The organism is Paenimyroides tangerinum, from assembly GCF_003865405.1.
Lineage (GTDB): Bacteria > Bacteroidota > Bacteroidia > Flavobacteriales > Flavobacteriaceae > Flavobacterium > Flavobacterium tangerinum.
The window spans coordinates 212-17,284 of the sequence record NZ_RQVQ01000034.1; the positions used below are offsets into that span (position 1 = coordinate 212).

Genomic DNA, 17,073 nt, shown 5'->3' on the forward strand with positions numbered 1-17,073 from the left:
ACAAAAAGATTTAAGGATTGAAAAAATTAAAGATTGATAGATTTTTGGTCTGATGATTTGCAAATTTGCTTATTCGAGGATTGGGAAATGAAAATTAAAGAATCATATTATGTAGTGAATAATTTTTTTTTACCGCAGATGCACAGATGAAATTTCAAAATTTAAAATTTAATGAGCGAAAAATGAAATAATAAAGATATTGAATACTTCTTATCTATGTAAACTTTGTTAGATATAAACCTAGAAGGCTTGAAAAATCTCACAGGTTAACGAATAAAGGAAAATAAAACTCCAACAGAGTTTGAAACTCTGTCGGAGTTGAATCAAATACACCACTGATGAACGGATGATATTTTCAATTGGAAAAATTAATATTTTAAAAATGAAAAGACACAGATGATGGAAATTGAGTTTTCTGAATAAGCTCATTTAATAGAAACCTACAAGGTTTGGAAAACCTCGCAGGTTAACATATAAGGAATTTAAAAACTCCAACAGAGTTTTGAATTCTGTTGGAGTTAGTGAAGAATTCATCCTATCGTAAGAATAACAGAAAAAAAATAAACCAACAAGGTTTTGGAAACCTTGCAGCTAAACTTTAAACTTTTATACTTTAGAACTCAGGTTGCGTTAGGGATTGGAGCGGTATCCTTTTTTGTTTAAAAACGAAATGTCATTTAAAATGAGATTCTGAATCAAGTCCTAAATGACATAAAAAGAAAAACCGATAGAAACAAAAAAGATTTAGCGTAAAGCCCGACCGAGCGGTTTCAGTAGAATATCATTTTACTCTTATATATAATGAGCGAGGAACGCCCAGAAAAAGATTATTTACGTATCTATTATATAAGTGAGAATTTATTTAACTTTGTGAAAATTATTTTTGAAAATGTACAGAAGTCATAATTGCGGCGAATTACGTGTTGCCGATGTAAATAAAGAAGTTACTCTTGCGGGATGGGTTCAGAAATCTCGTGATAAAGGTTTTATGATTTGGGTTGATTTACGTGATCGTTACGGAATTACTCAGCTGATTTTTGATGAAGTGCGCACGGATGCTGCTGTTATGGAATTGGCAAAATCGTTAGGTCGTGAATTTGTGGTTCAGGTTAAAGGAACTGTGATTGAACGTGAGGCTAAAAATGATAAATTACCTACTGGGGAAATTGAACTTTTAGTTTCGGAATTAACGATTTTAAACGAATCGCAATTACCTCCGTTTACGATTGAAGACGAGACTGATGGTGGTGAAGATATCCGTATGAAATATCGTTATTTAGATATCCGTCGTAATCCGGTTAAGAATAGTTTGTTGTTCCGCCATAAAGTAACGCAAGAAGTTCGTAACTATTTATCGAATTTAGACTTCTGTGAGGTTGAAACTCCTTATTTAATTAAATCTACGCCAGAAGGCGCACGTGATTTCGTGGTTCCTTCTCGTATGAATCCAGGACAGTTTTATGCTTTACCACAATCACCTCAAACTTTCAAACAATTGTTGATGGTTGGTGGAATGGATAAATATTTTCAAATTGTGAAATGTTTCCGTGATGAAGATTTACGTGCAGACCGTCAGCCTGAGTTTACTCAGATTGATTGTGAGATGTCGTTTATTGAGCAGGAAGATATTTTAAATGTTTTTGAAGGATTAACTCGTCATTTATTACAAAAGATACACAACATCGAAATTGAGAAATTCCCTCGTATGACTTTCGATGAAGCAATGCGTACTTACGGAAACGACAAACCAGACATTCGTTTTGGAATGAAGTTCGGTGAATTAAACGCGGTTGCACAACATAAAGAATTCCCAGTTTTCAACGCAGCTGAATTAGTAGTTGGAATTGCAGTTCCGGGAGCGGCTTCTTACACACGTAAAGAAATTGATGCTTTAATTGATTGGGTAAAACGCCCACAAGTTGGAGCTTCGGGAATGGTTTATGTGAAATGTGAAGCAAACGGACAATACAAATCGTCTGTAGATAAATTCTATGACCAAGCAGATTTAGCAAAATGGGCTGAAGTTACTGGAGCTAACGAAGGTGATTTAATCTTGGTTTTATCTGGACCGGCTAATAAAACACGTGCGCAATTATCTGCTTTACGAATGGAATTAGGAAACCGTATGGGATTACGTAAACCAAATGAGTTTGCTCCTTTATGGGTTGTTGATTTCCCTTTATTGGAATGGGATGAAGATTCTGAAAGATTCCACGCAATGCACCATCCATTCACTTCGCCTAAACCAGAAGATATGCATTTATTAGATACAGATCCAGGTAAAGTACGTGCGAATGCTTATGATTTAGTTTTAAACGGAAACGAAATTGGAGGTGGTTCTATTCGTATTCACGATAAAGATATGCAAGCTTTAATGTTTAAACATTTAGGATTTACTCCAGAGCAAGCACAAGAACAATTTGGTTTCTTAATGAATGCTTTCCAATTTGGAGCACCACCACACGGAGGTTTAGCTTTTGGATTAGACCGTTTAACAGCGATTTTAGGAGGACAAGAAACGATTCGTGATTTTATTGCGTTCCCTAAAAACAACTCAGGTAGAGATGTAATGATTGATGCACCTGCTACTATTGATAACGCACAATTAGATGAGTTATCGATTATGCTGAATGTAAAAGCTTAATTTTTTAAGTTTTAGATATAAACAAAACCGTCCTTTGATTTCTCAACGGACGGTTTTGTTTTTCATTGTAAATAAATAATCTTGTATACATATCCTATTCTTTGTAATCAATATTAATCATTATTAGAATGGATTAATTTATTCATAAATTGATTTATAATAAGGATAATTGATTTGATAGACTTGTTGATTAATTACTTTATTAGTTGTTAGAAAAACCTCTTGTGTATATTTTTCAATTAAATCAACTCTCATTTTGGTAATTTCTTTTTCCTTATCAGATATTACATCATAAGCTTCTTTTAATTTAGTTCTAAATTCCTTTTTAACTTCATCTGAAGAAAAATCAATGTCAGAACTACTTGGATACAACCAAACCTTTTTAAGTTTTTCATAGTTTAAATAATCTTTAGATGTCATAAAAGCAACTACTTCTTTTTCATATTCTTTAAATTCAGGGTCTTTTAAAATATCTTCTTGTGAATAACCAAAAATACTAAAACATAAAGAGCAGATTAATATTAATTTTTTCATAGTGATTGGATTAAGTCTTATTATAATTGATAAAAATATTGCATTTTTATGAACCCGATTCTGGTAAATAAAAACGAGTTTCTTGGTATTTTCCATTTTTATAGAAAAAAAGATTCCCTTCGAAATTTTCCTTATGTTTCTTATCAAGTCCTTTTAATTCGTTTTCAAAGAAGGTTACATATTTTCTAAACCATTTATGACCGTAATAATTACTATCGATTATATAAATTGGTTCATTAATGGGTTCCTTCATTGCTTCTCCTAAATCTAAGTAACTAGTTAAAACAAAGAAAATTTTATATCCGTTTTGTTTCGCGTAGTTTTCATAAATGGTTAAAGGTAAACATGCATCCGAAGAACAACCCCAAGTAAAAACATAAACCATTGCTTTATCATGTTTTTGTAGTTCTTTTAGAAGTATTTCCGCATTTAATGTATAAGCAATTTCTCGACTTGGTTCTAAGTCATTTTTAAAAGGCAAAATAACTTGTTTTTCTTCATCTGATAAATGCTTATAATCATCTCGTAAACCTCTAAGCTGAATACAAGATGATAAAAAGAAACTAAACAATAAGCCAATGAATAAATGTTTTTTCATAACTTTTTTCATAACTTTTTTTATAAAATTATAAACAACTAAAAAACAACATCTTAAATAAATCATAAATTATTCCGAATACAAGACATTTATCTATAAATGACCCTAAAAACCAATCTCAGCAAGTAACTCAAATTACGAAATAAACAAAAAATCAAAAATAATTAGGAAGTTAATAAAATTCTGTTTTATATTTGCAGCATTAAATAATTCATTAACTATTAAAACGAAGAAAAATGTTCAATTCAAGTACATATCAAAATTCAGTTGTTGCAAACGCTTTTGCAAGGACCTTTCTTCGTGCTATCCAATTGTAATATAAAAATTCTTTATATCATAAAAGCTCGAAGATATTCTTCGGGCTTTTTCTTTTTATTCCACATTCTAGACAAAAGAATAACTTTTAAATACTTCCGAAGAAGGAAATAGTTGGCGCCAATTATTTCAAAACTCAATGTATGATTAAAAAATCGATACAATGGAAGATTCAATATTCTTTACCACTCGATTAAAATCCAAACGAAAAAAGAAACGATTAGTTAAAACAGATTTAGAAAAAGAAGTTCGAAAACATTTCAAAAGACAAAGGGAAATATCAAACGAGAAAAACAACATTCCATTGATTCCATTAGAAGTTCCATATCAGAAAGGATATGTGCGTTATTTTGTTTTGCGAGATGACATCAAAAACGAAAAAGACATCGCATTTTTTTCAGAAATCTTATCGAAAATAAATACAGAGCAATTTGCTCCTACGAAGAAATTTACCAAAAAGGAAAAACGCAATCGCAAACGTATCGATGTTCCAATGATTCAGCATTTGAAAATGTTACATCCGTATGAATTTTCTGGTAAAGATTCGAAACTGACCGACCGTGAACGCGATTATTTTATAGAAACACAAGTTTACAATCAGTTTACAAAAACGTTTCAGCTTTTTTATGAATTTATTCAGCCTTGGCGTTTTCGATTAATCGTTAAACCAAATATGATTACGCATTACAAACCACTCGATTTAGAGTTGGAGCGTGAAGAAGCAGAAAATGATAAATTTTGCGACAATCATAGAAATCGTGGTTTGTTTCTAAAAAAAATAGTCGGCAATGGCTATTCGTATGATTCAAAACCGAATTTAAAAAATCCTTTTAAAGGGAAAAAATTTTACAACAATAAAAATTCAGCATTTGAAATTGCTGAAATCCTGATGGAACAAGGCAATCAGGTTTCAAAAAGATATCATTAATGGGAAATAAAATATCAGGAAAAGACTTTATAAAATTAGGCTTTCCGAAAAATAATGCAATAAACATTGCTTTAGGACAAATACAACGTTACAGAAAACGTGAGAAAAAAGAATCGATTTTAAACGAAGCCAAAGAGGTTTTATTAGAGCCCGAAAAATTTGTCGGTCACGGCATTTGGGGAAAAGTAGCCGAAGGTTTAACGAAACCAGTTGAAGTTCGATTACAAGAATTGAAAAAAACGCGCTCGCCCTTCTCTATTTTTGGAGAAAATGAAATTGACGAGCAAGCAAAACTTCAATTATACGACGCGCTTAAATTACCAATTTCGGTAAAAGGTGCTTTGATGCCCGATGCACATTCGGGTTATGGATTACCAATTGGCGGAGTTTTAGCAACGGATAATGCCGTGATTCCGTACGGAGTTGGTGTTGATATTGGATGCAGAATGAGTTTATCGGTTTTTGATTTACCAGCAAGTTTCTTAAAAGGGAAATCGCATCAATTGATTCAGATTTTACAAGAACATACCAAATTTGGAATGAAAGAAGTTCATCGAAACAAAGCCGACCACGAGATTTTTGAACGTTCGATTTTTAATGAAATTCCGATTTTGAAAAACTTAAAATCAAAAGCGTATCAACAATTGGGAACTTCGGGAGGTGGAAATCATTTTGTGGAATTTGGAATCATAAAATTAACCGAAGTAAAACCCGAATGGAATTTACAACCTGGCGAATATCTTGCAGTTTTATCTCACAGTGGTTCACGTGGATTGGGCGCAAACATTGCCAAACATTATACCTATTTAGCAGGTAAACAATGTCCACTTCCAAAGCAAGTTCAGCATTTGGCTTGGCTAGATTTGAACACACACGACGGTCAAGAATATTGGTTGGCAATGAATTTAGCTGGTGATTATGCCAAAGCTTGTCACGATGATATTCACAGACGATTAGCAAAAGCTATAGGAAAACGTGTAGTTTTCACAATTGAGAATCACCACAACTTTGCTTGGAAAGAAATGGTTGATGGCTTTGAACGCATTGTTCACAGAAAAGGTGCAACTCCAGCAAGCGAAGGTGTTTTGGGAATTATTCCTGGTTCAATGACTGCCGATGGTTTTATTGTTGAAGGTTTGGGAAATGAATTGAGTATTAATTCAGCATCGCACGGAGCTGGGCGAAAATTATCACGAGCAAAATGTAAATCGACCATTACCAAAAGTTTTATGAATGCTCAACTTAAAGATGCAGGAATTGAACTGATTGGCGGAAGTGTTGACGAAGCACCATTTGCCTACAAAAACATTAAGACCGTGATGAATTTACAAACTGAATTGGTAAAAGTTTTAGGAACATTCACTCCTAAAATTGTACGAATGGATAAATAATGAAGATGAAAAAATTAATTCAAATTACATCAGGTCGTGGTCCAGCAGAATGCAATTATGTAGTGACTAATGTTTTTAGAAAATTTTCAGAAGCTTGTAAAAATAAAAACATTGAAATGGAAGTTATCGAACGAGAAATCGATTCGGATTTTAATCAAATAACGAACGTGCTCTTAGAAATTGAGGGAGAAAATCTTGATGTGTTTTTAGAAAATTGGGTTGGAACGATTCTTTGGATTGGCAAAAGTCCTTACAGAAAATTTCATCAACGCAAGAATTGGTTTATTGGATTTTTTGAGTTTGAAGTTCCAGAAGAAAATCATCTTCTTACAAAAGAAATTGTTTATCAATCGATGCGAAGTTCTGGAAACGGCGGACAAAATGTAAACAAAGTAAATTCGGCTGTTCGGGCAACTCATAAATCAACAGGTATTTCTGTTGTTTCGATGGATTCTCGTTCACAACATCAAAACAAAAAAATTGCTACAACTCGATTATTGCTTAAATTACAAGAAGCTGAAAACCAAAAACTAAAAGATTTAGCTCAAGAGAAATGGAGCAATCAAACTTCTATTGAAAGAGGAAATCCAGTTAAAACGTTTCGAGGAGAAAAGTTTTTGTAAAAAAAATCGTCCGTTGAAATTTCAACTGACGATTTTCATTTTAATTATTTGTGGTTATAGCTTCAATATCAATCTTACCAGAAGGAAGATAAATGGGTTGCATAAAAACCATATAGGACGAAGAATTTGAGCGATGAATACACTCCTCAAAACTAACTGTTACTCTAACATTTTCAAGTTTGAAATCGTATGTAAATGGAAAACCATAATCATCCAAAAAAAATTGATACAAACGCGAAAATAATATCCCAATATAAAATTATTTCAAAAAAAAGGATTTGAATATTGCGGAATTATTTATGTTGGTGATGGTTCTCCACGAAGAGCTTTTCAGAAAGAAAAATGATTGCAAAAAAAAAACCTTATCAAATGGATAAGGTTTTTTTGTATGATGTGATTAGTGATTAGCTTTTCAAAGCTTCTGCACCACCAACAATTTCCAAAATTTCGTTTGTAATTGCCGCTTGACGCGCTTTGTTGTAAGTTAATTTTAAATCGTCTCTTAAGTCTTTAGCGTTATCGGTAGCTTTATGCATTGCTGTCATACGTGCACCGTGCTCAGAAGCATTAGAATCTAAAACCGCTTTGAATAATTGAGTTTTTAAAGAAGTAGGAATTAAGTTTAAAATAATTTCTTCTTTAGAAGGCTCAAAAATATAATCAGAAGCTGCAGCTTTTTCGTTTACAACTGGTAATAAAGGTAAGAATTGCTCTACCTGTACAATTTGAGTTGCTGCGTTTTTAAATTGGTTGTAAATTACTTCAACTTTATCATAAGTACCTTCAACGAAAGCATCCATAATACGTTGCGCAATTTCAGCTGTATTATTGAAAGTTAATGCGTCATATAAATTACTGTTGTTAGCAATAACATTAGTAGATTTACTAAAAGCATCAAATCCTTTTTTTCCTATCGTAATAACATCAACTTGTTTACCAGCGTAAGTAACATCGATTAAGTTACGAGTTGCTTTAATCACGTTTGCGTTAAAAGCACCACATAAACCTCTGTTAGATGTAACAACAACTAATAAAACTTTATTAACCTCTCTTTGCTCAGCATAAACTCCAGAAGCATCACCTTCTAAAGTTGCGCTAATATTTTGAATTAATTCAGTTAATTTCTCAGCATAAGGACGCATAGCAGTAATTGCATCTTGCGCTTTTTTTAACTTAGCTGCAGAAACCATTTTCATCGCAGATGTAATTTGCATCGTAGATGAAATAGAACCAATTCTTATACGAATTTCTTTAAGATTTGCCATTGGTGTTCTTAGAAATTAAATTTAGAAAGAAGTTAACGAATCAACTTCTTTCTAAATTGATATGATTAATATTTTGAAGAAACTTCTTTAGCAACTTTTTCTAAAGTAGCAGTAGCTTCGTCAGATAAGTTTCCAGCTTTTAAAGCAGCTAAAGTATCTTTGTGAGATAATTTTAATACTTGTAAGTATTCTTTCTCAAATTCTTTAACTTTTTCAACAGGAACGTTTCTTAATAAGTTTTTAGAACCAGCATAGATAATAGCAACTTGGTCTTCAACTGAATAAGGATCATTTACTGATTGCTTTAAGATTTCAACGTTACGTTTACCTTTTTCGATTACGTTTAACGTTGCTGTATCTAAATCAGACCCGAATTTAGAGAAAGCTTCTAATTCACGGAATTGAGCTTGATCTAATTTTAAAGTTCCAGATACTTTTTTCATTGATTTAATCTGAGCGTTACCTCCAACACGAGATACAGAAATACCTACGTTAATTGCTGGACGAACACCTGCGTTGAATAAATCTGATTCTAAGAAGATCTGACCATCAGTAATTGAAATTACGTTTGTTGGGATATATGCAGAAACGTCACCAGCTTGAGTTTCGATAATTGGTAAAGCAGTTAAAGAACCACCACCTTTTACGATACCTTTCATTGATTCTGGTAAATCGTTCATGTTTTTAGCGATTTCGTCATCTCCGATGATTCTAGCAGCACGCTCTAATAAACGAGAGTGAAGGTAGAAAACGTCTCCAGGATACGCTTCACGTCCTGGTGGACGACGTAAGATTAACGACATTTCACGGTAAGCTACCGCTTGTTTTGATAAATCATCATAAATAATTAATGCTGGACGACCTGAGTCACGGAAATACTCTCCGATTGCAGCACCTGCCATTGGAGCATAAACTTGCATTGGAGCAGGATCAGAAGCGTTAGCAGCTACGATGATTGTATAAGCCATTGCACCTTTTTCTTCTAAAGTTTTAGCAATTCCTGCTACTGTAGAAGCTTTTTGTCCGATAGCTACATAGATACAGAAAACTGGTTTCCCTGCATCATAAAATTCTTTTTGATTCAAAATGGTATCGATACAAACTGTAGTTTTTCCAGTTTGACGGTCACCAATTACTAACTCACGTTGTCCACGTCCAACTGGAATCATAGCATCGATAGCTTTGATACCTGTTTGTAATGGTTCTGTAACTGGTTGACGGAAGATAACACCAGGTGCTTTTCTTTCTAAAGGCATTTCGTATAAATCACCTCCGATTGCCCCTTTACCATCGATTGGTTGACCTAAAGTATTAACAATACGTCCTACCATTTGCTCACCTACTTTAAGTGAAGCGATACGACCTGTTCTTTTAACAATAGATCCTTCTCTAACTCCTGTTGAAGTACCTAATAATACAACACCAACGTTGTCTTCTTCTAAGTTTTGTACTAATGCTTCTAATCCATTTTCGAATTGAACCAACTCTCCGTATTGAGCGTTAGCTAATCCGTGAACACGAGCAATACCATCTCCTACTTCAAGTACTGTTCCTACTTCTTCAACTGAAGCCTCAGATCCAAAACCAGATAACTGTTTCTTTAAAATTGCTGAAATTTCAGCAGGTTTAATTTCTGCCATTTTGATTTTTATTTAATCACGCCGAAACGTGTGGTGATTTAATTAGTAAATTCTCTTTTTAATTGACTCAATTTGTCTGCAATAGATCCATTGTATTGTGTATCTCCAATTCTGATGATGAAACCACCAATAATATCTGGATTTACTTGACTTACAATTGTAATTTCTTTTGTAGATAATTCTTTTATTTTAGCTAAAACTTGAGCTTCCATAACTGGAGTTAATTCAGTAGCTGTTGTTACAAAAGCAACCTGAACTCCATTCATTTCATCGTACAATTTTTTAAACTGAACTGTTATAGCTTCTAAAATATCAAATCTTTTATTTTGTAAAAGCACTTGAAATAAAGATTTTGTATCTTCATTCGCAGAGGCAAATACTTCAAGTAAAGCGTTTAATTTTATATTTCCTTTAATAATCGGATTTGATAAAAATAACTTTAATTCTTTACTTTCAGAAATCGCTTTAGCAATGGTTTCCATATCTTGGCTTACTACTGCTGCGTTACCTTTTGCGTTTGACACTTCAAGGATTGCTTTCGCATATCTAATCGCTGCTCTTGTACCTGTCATAACGATTATATTAGTTTAATTTAACGTCTTCTAACATTTTAGAAACTAATTTTTCTTGAGCTTCTTTGTTAGATAATTGGTCTTTTAATAACTTTTCAGCAATATCTAAAGATAATGAAGAAACTTGATTTTTGATTTCAGCCATAGCTGCATTTTTCTCAGCTTGAATTGTAGCTTGAGCTTGTGCAATCATTTTAGCTCCTTGTTCTTGAGCTTCCGTTTTTGCTTCTGCAACCATTTGATCTTTCATAATACGAGCATCATTTAACATTGCATCACGTTCTGCACGCGCTTCTGCTAATAATCTTTCGTTATCTGATTTTAAATTAGCTAAATCTCTTTTAGCGTTTTCTGCTGCAGCTAAAGCATTAGCAATACCTTCTTCACGAGCTTCTAAAGCATTTACGATTGGTTTCCAAGCGAATTTCCCTAAGATGAAAATAATAACAATTAAAATAATTGCTTGCCAGAAGAATAATCCTAAACTAAAATCATGAATTAACTTTTCCATTATATCTATTTATAATTTTAATACTTATTTACTTTTAATTTTCTTGTTTAATTAAACAATATCTGTAACCAACCGTTACAGATATTGTTAATTTTGAATATTAGTTATTACCTAAGATTAAAGCACCGAATGCTAAACCTTCTAATAATGCACCAATAATAATCATAGCAGTTTGGATTTTTCCAGCAGCTTCTGGTTGACGAGCGATAGCGTCCATTGCAGAAGAACCAATTTTTCCTAAACCGTAACCAGCTCCGATTACGATTAAACCTGCACCAATAATAGTTGGGATTGTCATGATAAATGAATTATATATAATTAAACAAAATTTTAATACTCTTTTTTAAATCTGAATCTTAGTGATGATCGTGCTCTTGAACAGCTGAACCAATAAATAATGATGATAACATTGTGAAAATGAAAGCTTGTAAGAAAGCTACTAAAATTTCCAAGAATGTTAAGAACAATGTCAAGAAGAATGAAATACCAATTGCTCCTGGAGTTGATAAAGCTTCTTGCATAACATAAGCTACCGCGATTAATCCCATAACTACCGAGTGACCAGCTGTAATATTAGCAAACAAACGAATTAATAATGAGAATGGTTTTGTGAACATTCCTAATACTTCGATTGGAGCTAATACTATTTTCATTGGAACTGGAACTCCTGGCATCCAGAAAATGTGTTTCCAATAATCTTTGTTTCCGCTTAAGTTTACATATAAGAATGTGAACAAAGCTAAACAAACTGTAACTGAAATATTACCTGTAACGTTTAATCCTAATGGTGTTAAACCCAATAAGTTTAATAAGAAAATCAAGAAGAAAACTGATAATAAATACGGCATAAATTGTTTGTATTTATGACCGATGTTTGGTTTTGCCATTTCATCACGAACATAAATAACCAAAGGTTCCAATCCTCTTGCGATACCTTTTGGTAAAGCGTTTGGTCCGTTTTTGTATGTTTTAGCTAAAGCTGTAAATCCTAAGAATAATAATAATGAAGCTAAAAATAAACCAGCAACGTTTTTAGTAATCGAAAAATCTAAAGGCATTTTGTTTGTTGGGTGGTGTTCTGCATCATACACAATTTCACCATTTGGGCCATCAACTTCGTAGATTTTCCCATGGTAATATTTGAAGTACTGACCTCCGTTTTCAACAACTTTTCCTTTGTAAACGAAATCTTCAGAAGACATAAACACTTTCAATCCATTGTCAATTAAAATAATTGGTAATGCAAATCCGTAGTGTTTGTGTAATTCTTTGTCTCCAAAAAATGAGTAATAGTGATCGTCCATTAAATGGTGGTCAATGTACTCTTTTACAAATTGATCGTTAGATTTTTCAGCGTGTTCTTCGCCGTGAGAAGCTTCATGTTCAGTGGTCTCAACTGCAATTGCAGTTTGTTCTACATGAACAGTATCTCCTTGCTGAACAGGGTCAACATTTGCAGATGATACCGCTGGCATCATAGCAAATAAAACTGCAGCTAATAAATGAAGTGATTTTTTAATAGTCACCATACCGTTACTTATTGAATTTTTATGGTTCAAAAATTTTGTGCAAAAGTACAATTAAATTCCATATACACACGTGTTATTTCGATTTTTTTTCTTTTTAACACCTATTTTGTATTTTCTTGATTTAAAATTCTATAGGCTACATACACATCGAAAATTAAGAAAATTAAAAATACAATTAGAAAATTGTGCTTAATGAATTCGTTCGAATTTTCAGTGTTTAAAACAGGTTGGATAAAAAAGTAGTTTCCGACGCATTTTAATGTTAGAAGAACCAAAAAGACATAACCAAGACTATTTGCGAACGATTTGCTTGAGCCAACTACTACAACTATCATGATTATAGATAAGATCAATTGGAAAACATAAATTAATGTTAGGTTATAACCTGTGTTATTCCAATTCTCTGATATCCCTAAAACTTGTTGCAGTATGTAATGTACTCCAAATACTAAAGCTGCCAATACTACCAATTGTATTGTGAAACTAATGATTTTATTCATTTTTATTAATTTGATTAACCTGATTTATAACTTGGTACAAAGCTACAAAAACTCCTAATAATGTCACTACTTTAGTTGCAATTTCATTATTAAGTAGATATTTATTATCTAACCAAACGCCTAATCTAGAAGCCAAATAAATGGTTACCAACATCTGAATAGGAATCGATGTCAAGGCTAACCATTTATTTCTTTTGTGTTTTTGTTTATTGTTCATTGTTTTGTTTAGAAGGAAGTTGGGTCTTTAAATACTCGTCCCAATTCTTTTTAATCAAGACAACTCCATAATCTTCGGAACTGATTAATGTTGGTGTTTTCTTGATTCCATAATCGTTCGAAATTTCCAAATACATTTGAGCCGATTTGGCTATGTTTCCTGATTTTACTCCGTGTAAAACAAAGAACATTTTGTTTTTTGAATACATATCTGCAGAGAACTTAACTCCCGTATGTGCACGATCATTAGCGTAACGTTGTAACTTATTTCTCAATTCAATGGATTCTTCCGAAAGTGGGTAATCAACTTCGTAAATCATTTTGATGTTTCTCGATAAATCATTTTTAAACGACTTTTGAAGTAACATTGGTATTTCAACATTTAAGATGCGTTTTGCTTCAGCTGCTTCTTTCGAATTTGGATACGTTTGTAAAACATAATTCATCGCTTTTTTATAATCTTCCAATCCATTTAATCTTCCGATTGTCATTGCTTTCAAATATTCATATTTAGAGACAATTCCATCGTTCATAATCTTTGGAATGCGATCTTCTAATAATTCTAAAGTTTCATACAAAGCTCCGTTTTTATATAATGCATAAATACGTTCGTATTCTTGAATTGGTGAATTTTCTAACTCTAATTTTGCATTCGGATCAAGTAAAACTTTTGTGTATTGCGAATTTGGATGATTCGTTTTTAAATCATTTAAAACCAGTTCTGCTTTTGCAGGATTTAATTTCGAATATATTTTATATAAATGATATTTTGTTGGCTCAATTAACTCTGGATTTGGATTCAAAGTCAATAATTTTTCAAGTCGATCTGCCGCAATTTGATATTCTTGTAAACGATCACTATAGATTAATCCCAATTGATAATACGCATTATCACGGTCTTTTTTCATGTCTTTGATATCGGCTGGATCCGTCGGAATTTGAGATAAGAAGAAGTTCGAATTATATCTCATATCTTCTAGATTTTCAGGATTTTTATTTTCCGTTCCTTCCGAGTTATTTTCTGCTAAATCGCTATTCGAATTCGTGTTTGAACTACTACTCGCCATTGATTTCAAACGCCAATTATCTGTCAATGCACGATCGCCCCATTTTTTCTTAAAATCTTGTTTTGCAGATGCAACTGTATTTTGAGAATAGAAATAAAAATTAGAATTACCGCCCAATCCTAAAGTCGATGCAGATGAGCCAACCTTAGCATTTGCAGCTTTTTCTTTTGCTTCCTGTTTAGCATCTGCTATTTTTCGCTCTTCAATAAATTTATCTACTTGAGCTTTTCTTGCATCAGGAGATAATCCAACTAAATATAAAATACTGTCGTTTTCTTTGATAATTGCTTCAAACTTAACAATATCAATTAAGTTGTTTCTTTTGTGTTTTATGGTTAAATATTCACGACTTTCTGGATTCATGTTTACCATGGTACTATCGTAATATTTTCCTGCCATTTCATATACTTTTTGTTTATAGTATAAGTCGGCTAAGCTTCTGTAATTAGAAACTTTTAAATAATTATTATCTTTAATTTTAGATAGCGATTTATTGTAGTTTTCAATTGCTTTTGGAGAAACGCCATACAAATCATAAAGTGTTCCCATTTGATTATAAATCACATCCTGATACGCACGGTTTTCACGATCTTTAAGTAGTTTGTTATATTCTTTTAAGAAAACTAAAGTATCAACCGTTTTGAAATCTTGATTAGAAAATTTCCCTGCATAAGCATTGATCAAATACGATCTTGGAACTTTGTGATTGTAATCGATTATTCGTTGAAAATTTGCAATAGCAGCTTCTTTATCACCAGTTTTTGAATTTAATTGACCTAAAATATAAGTATATCTTGCGCGTTCATCTAGATTGTTTGTTAATTCGATTGCTTCTTTAAGCGGAATTTTTGCACTATCTAAATAATCGCTATAAATATATCCTTGCGCTAAAGTTGCTAAAGCTTCAGATTTTGTTTGATTTTTGAATTTATCATCTCGCAATAATTTCTTTAAATTCTTTATCGCAACATTATAATATTCCAAACGCAAGTTGGTTTTTTCTTTCCAAACTTGAGCATCGTAAAATAAATCACTGTCTGGATATTTCAATAAAATATAATTAAAAGCTTCCAAAGCTGGAACATATCTGTTATCGTGATAACGAGATTTCCCCAACAACATATAAGCTTCGTCCATTTGCGGATTATGTTCTTTACCTGAAATATAAATTGAATGAAGATGCGCTGCTTTAACTGCTTTTTCTTCGGCGCGTTGAAAATTTGGATCGCGTTCTTGTTGAACGATTACAGCATCTTTTTCAGGTTGAATTCTTTCAACAGTTAAGATATTATTGAAATCATCGTGATATTTTGTTTTCAAGGTTTCAATGCCTTCATCATAAGCCAATTGTCCATTGTACAAAATATTGTATTTCGTTGTTGTAGAATGATATGCGCGCGTCATCGCCGTGTTTTTCTTTGTTGAACACGCAATTAGAAACATGACAACAGCAATTACGGCAAAGTATTTATTTATATGTTTTTTCAAGATGGATTGCTTTTTCTTTTTAACTATTTTTTTTAACTTTTAGTATTCAGAATAGTAAAAATACATTACTTTTTAACATAACGAATATTAATCTGTAAAAATAAAAAAATCGTTCCAATGTTTTAGAACGATTTTAGTTATTTTATGGGATAAAATTTTGATTTTCATTTAAAGGTTTTGGATTATAATGTATTCGTTTTTTTTATGTAAATAAAAGATTTATATTTAATAGAAAAAATTTAACGTCTAAAACCATGAAATATTCTTTTTTATTATTTTGTTTGATGTTGCTTTTTAGTTCGTGTGATCCAGGTAATTGGGGAGATCAACCTAATCCTCAATCCGTTGCGTTAAAAAATGAAAGTAATGAAGTATTTAGTGTTTATTTTTATGATCAAAATATTGCAGATCCAATAACAGGCTTAAAGCCACTATTAAGAGAAATCGTTGAAATAAATCCTGATGAATTTGTAATTAAGACAATAAATTATTTTGAATCAGATCCTAAATTTTATTTTTTTAATGATAGCAATAACTTTTCAGATTCATTAGTTATTAAGTTTGCTAATGGTAAAGGATATTATACTTCTAGTTCATCTCGCGAGCCAACTACTGATTATTGGATTAAAGGGAAGTCTTCTTTATTGAAAATCTCACCGTCTGATTTATATAAGATTAACGATGTCTTTTATTATACAATTACCCAAGAAGATTATGAAAATGCTAAAGTTTTAGAATAAATAAAATCAATTAAATTATGAAATATTCTTTTTTCTTATTTTGTTTGATGTTACTTTTTAGTTCGTGTGATCCTGATGATTGGATGGATTTGGATCAACATTCGGTAGCTTTAAAGAATGAAAGTAGTGAAGCATTTAGTGTTTATTTTTATGATCAAAACATCGCAGATCCAATAACAGATTTGAAACCTTTTTTGAGAGAAGTAATTGAAATAAATCCTGAGGATTTTGTTGTAAAAACACATACTTATTTTAAACCAGGACTAGGATTTTATTTTTTCAATGACGTTGATAATTTAGCCGATTCATTAGTTATTAAGTTTGCTAATGGTAAAGGATATTATACTTCTAGTTCATCTGGCGAGCCAACTACTGAATATTGGATTAATGGGAAGTCTTCTTTATTGAAAATTGTACCATCTGATTTGTATAAGATTAACGATGTTTTTTATTATACAATTACCCAAGAAGATTACGAAAACGCATTTGAATTACCCTAAATTTAAAAGACC

At 32.0% G+C, this 17,073-nt stretch carries 17 protein-coding genes; 6 read left to right on the forward strand and 11 right to left on the reverse strand.

Annotated features, from left to right (window positions below):
* Positions 1-889: 889 nt before the first annotated feature.
* Positions 890-2,644 carry an aspartate--tRNA ligase gene (gene aspS, locus EG240_RS12720; RefSeq protein WP_125019767.1) on the forward strand — a complete coding sequence of 585 codons (1,755 nt, stop codon included), beginning with the start codon at positions 890-892 and terminating at the stop codon, positions 2,642-2,644.
* 138 nt (positions 2,645-2,782) lie between these two features.
* On the opposite strand, the gene EG240_RS12725 is transcribed toward aspS, so the two are convergent.
* Positions 2,783-3,178 (reverse strand): hypothetical protein, encoded by a 396-nt coding sequence (locus tag EG240_RS12725; RefSeq protein WP_125019768.1) that lies wholly within the window; start codon positions 3,176-3,178, stop codon positions 2,783-2,785.
* 46 nt (positions 3,179-3,224) lie between these two features.
* Positions 3,225-3,776 carry a hypothetical protein gene (locus EG240_RS12730; protein WP_125019769.1) on the reverse strand — a complete coding sequence of 184 codons (552 nt, stop codon included), beginning with the start codon at positions 3,774-3,776 and terminating at the stop codon, positions 3,225-3,227.
* A gap of 478 nt (positions 3,777-4,254) precedes the next feature.
* Here EG240_RS12730 and EG240_RS12735 point away from each other — a divergent pair, with 478 nt between their 5' ends.
* From EG240_RS12735 to prfH, 3 genes are read left to right on the forward strand one after another with little or no spacing between them, the layout of a single operon-like run.
* The gene (locus EG240_RS12735; RefSeq protein WP_125019770.1) at positions 4,255-5,019 is read left to right on the forward strand and encodes a hypothetical protein; all 765 of its coding nucleotides are present in this window, start codon (positions 4,255-4,257) and stop codon (positions 5,017-5,019) included.
* Positions 5,019-6,410: an RtcB family protein gene (locus EG240_RS12740; protein WP_125019771.1), complete on the forward strand. Its 1,392-nt coding sequence runs from the start codon at positions 5,019-5,021 to the stop codon at positions 6,408-6,410. Before EG240_RS12735 ends, EG240_RS12740 begins: the two co-directional genes overlap by 1 nt.
* Before the next feature lie 5 nt (positions 6,411-6,415).
* Positions 6,416-7,033: a peptide chain release factor H gene (gene prfH, locus EG240_RS12745; protein ID WP_125019772.1), complete on the forward strand. Its 618-nt coding sequence runs from the start codon at positions 6,416-6,418 to the stop codon at positions 7,031-7,033.
* A gap of 404 nt (positions 7,034-7,437) precedes the next feature.
* On the opposite strand, the gene atpG is transcribed toward prfH, so the two are convergent.
* The 9 genes from atpG to porW all read right to left on the reverse strand — a co-directional run bounded on the left by atpG (position 7,438) and on the right by porW (position 15,821).
* Positions 7,438-8,298 carry an ATP synthase F1 subunit gamma gene (atpG, locus tag EG240_RS12750; RefSeq protein WP_125019773.1) on the reverse strand — a complete coding sequence of 287 codons (861 nt, stop codon included), beginning with the start codon at positions 8,296-8,298 and terminating at the stop codon, positions 7,438-7,440.
* Between the two features lie 65 nt (positions 8,299-8,363).
* Positions 8,364-9,938 (reverse strand): F0F1 ATP synthase subunit alpha, encoded by a 1,575-nt coding sequence (atpA, locus tag EG240_RS12755; protein ID WP_125019774.1) that lies wholly within the window; start codon positions 9,936-9,938, stop codon positions 8,364-8,366.
* A 38-nt stretch (positions 9,939-9,976) separates the two neighbouring features.
* A complete protein-coding gene (atpH, locus tag EG240_RS12760) occupies positions 9,977-10,510 on the reverse strand; it encodes an ATP synthase F1 subunit delta (RefSeq protein ID WP_125019775.1) in 534 nt (177 codons plus the stop codon).
* Positions 10,511-10,520: 10 nt separating this feature from the next.
* Positions 10,521-11,021 carry a F0F1 ATP synthase subunit B gene (locus EG240_RS12765; RefSeq protein ID WP_125019776.1) on the reverse strand — a complete coding sequence of 167 codons (501 nt, stop codon included), beginning with the start codon at positions 11,019-11,021 and terminating at the stop codon, positions 10,521-10,523.
* A gap of 100 nt (positions 11,022-11,121) precedes the next feature.
* The gene (gene atpE / locus EG240_RS12770) at positions 11,122-11,319 is read right to left on the reverse strand and encodes an ATP synthase F0 subunit C (protein ID WP_125019777.1); all 198 of its coding nucleotides are present in this window, start codon (positions 11,317-11,319) and stop codon (positions 11,122-11,124) included.
* Between the two features lie 58 nt (positions 11,320-11,377).
* Entirely contained in the window at positions 11,378-12,550 is a 1,173-nt protein-coding gene (gene atpB, locus EG240_RS12775; RefSeq protein ID WP_125019778.1) for a F0F1 ATP synthase subunit A, read from the reverse strand.
* A 101-nt stretch (positions 12,551-12,651) separates the two neighbouring features.
* Positions 12,652-13,050: a hypothetical protein gene (locus tag EG240_RS12780; RefSeq protein WP_125019779.1), complete on the reverse strand. Its 399-nt coding sequence runs from the start codon at positions 13,048-13,050 to the stop codon at positions 12,652-12,654.
* Complete coding sequence (locus tag EG240_RS12785) at positions 13,043-13,267, reverse strand: AtpZ/AtpI family protein (RefSeq protein ID WP_125019780.1); 225 nt, start codon at positions 13,265-13,267, stop codon at positions 13,043-13,045. Before EG240_RS12785 ends, EG240_RS12780 begins: the two co-directional genes overlap by 8 nt.
* The gene (gene porW, locus EG240_RS12790) at positions 13,257-15,821 is read right to left on the reverse strand and encodes a type IX secretion system periplasmic lipoprotein PorW/SprE (RefSeq protein WP_125019781.1); all 2,565 of its coding nucleotides are present in this window, start codon (positions 15,819-15,821) and stop codon (positions 13,257-13,259) included. Before porW ends, EG240_RS12785 begins: the two co-directional genes overlap by 11 nt.
* A gap of 254 nt (positions 15,822-16,075) precedes the next feature.
* Between porW and EG240_RS12795 the strand changes: the two genes are divergently transcribed.
* Positions 16,076-16,561 carry a hypothetical protein gene (locus EG240_RS12795; protein WP_125019782.1) on the forward strand — a complete coding sequence of 162 codons (486 nt, stop codon included), beginning with the start codon at positions 16,076-16,078 and terminating at the stop codon, positions 16,559-16,561.
* A gap of 17 nt (positions 16,562-16,578) precedes the next feature.
* On the forward strand, positions 16,579-17,061 hold the full coding sequence (locus EG240_RS12800; protein ID WP_125019783.1) for a hypothetical protein: 483 nt from the start codon (positions 16,579-16,581) through the stop codon (positions 17,059-17,061).
* The last annotated feature ends 12 nt before the right edge of the window (positions 17,062-17,073 follow it).

What these genes read in the sequence shown, in the direction of transcription:
- aspS (WP_125019767.1), top strand. Translation starts at nt 890, where the DNA reads ATGTACAGAAGTCATAATTGCGGCGAATTACGTGTTGCCGATGTAAAT.
- EG240_RS12725 (WP_125019768.1), bottom strand. Translation starts at nt 3,178, where the DNA reads ATGAAAAAATTAATATTAATCTGCTCTTTATGTTTTAGTATTTTTGGT.
- EG240_RS12730 (WP_125019769.1), bottom strand. Translation starts at nt 3,776, where the DNA reads ATGAAAAAACATTTATTCATTGGCTTATTGTTTAGTTTCTTTTTATCA.
- EG240_RS12735 (WP_125019770.1), top strand. Translation starts at nt 4,255, where the DNA reads ATGGAAGATTCAATATTCTTTACCACTCGATTAAAATCCAAACGAAAA.
- EG240_RS12740 (WP_125019771.1), top strand. Translation starts at nt 5,019, where the DNA reads ATGGGAAATAAAATATCAGGAAAAGACTTTATAAAATTAGGCTTTCCG.
- prfH (WP_125019772.1), top strand. Translation starts at nt 6,416, where the DNA reads ATGAAAAAATTAATTCAAATTACATCAGGTCGTGGTCCAGCAGAATGC.
- atpG (WP_125019773.1), bottom strand. Translation starts at nt 8,298, where the DNA reads ATGGCAAATCTTAAAGAAATTCGTATAAGAATTGGTTCTATTTCATCT.
- atpA (WP_125019774.1), bottom strand. Translation starts at nt 9,938, where the DNA reads ATGGCAGAAATTAAACCTGCTGAAATTTCAGCAATTTTAAAGAAACAG.
- atpH (WP_125019775.1), bottom strand. Translation starts at nt 10,510, where the DNA reads ATGACAGGTACAAGAGCAGCGATTAGATATGCGAAAGCAATCCTTGAA.
- EG240_RS12765 (WP_125019776.1), bottom strand. Translation starts at nt 11,021, where the DNA reads ATGGAAAAGTTAATTCATGATTTTAGTTTAGGATTATTCTTCTGGCAA.
- atpE (WP_125019777.1), bottom strand. Translation starts at nt 11,319, where the DNA reads ATGACAATCCCAACTATTATTGGTGCAGGTTTAATCGTAATCGGAGCT.
- atpB (WP_125019778.1), bottom strand. Translation starts at nt 12,550, where the DNA reads ATGGTGACTATTAAAAAATCACTTCATTTATTAGCTGCAGTTTTATTT.
- EG240_RS12780 (WP_125019779.1), bottom strand. Translation starts at nt 13,050, where the DNA reads ATGAATAAAATCATTAGTTTCACAATACAATTGGTAGTATTGGCAGCT.
- EG240_RS12785 (WP_125019780.1), bottom strand. Translation starts at nt 13,267, where the DNA reads ATGAACAATAAACAAAAACACAAAAGAAATAAATGGTTAGCCTTGACA.
- EG240_RS12795 (WP_125019782.1), top strand. Translation starts at nt 16,076, where the DNA reads ATGAAATATTCTTTTTTATTATTTTGTTTGATGTTGCTTTTTAGTTCG.
- EG240_RS12800 (WP_125019783.1), top strand. Translation starts at nt 16,579, where the DNA reads ATGAAATATTCTTTTTTCTTATTTTGTTTGATGTTACTTTTTAGTTCG.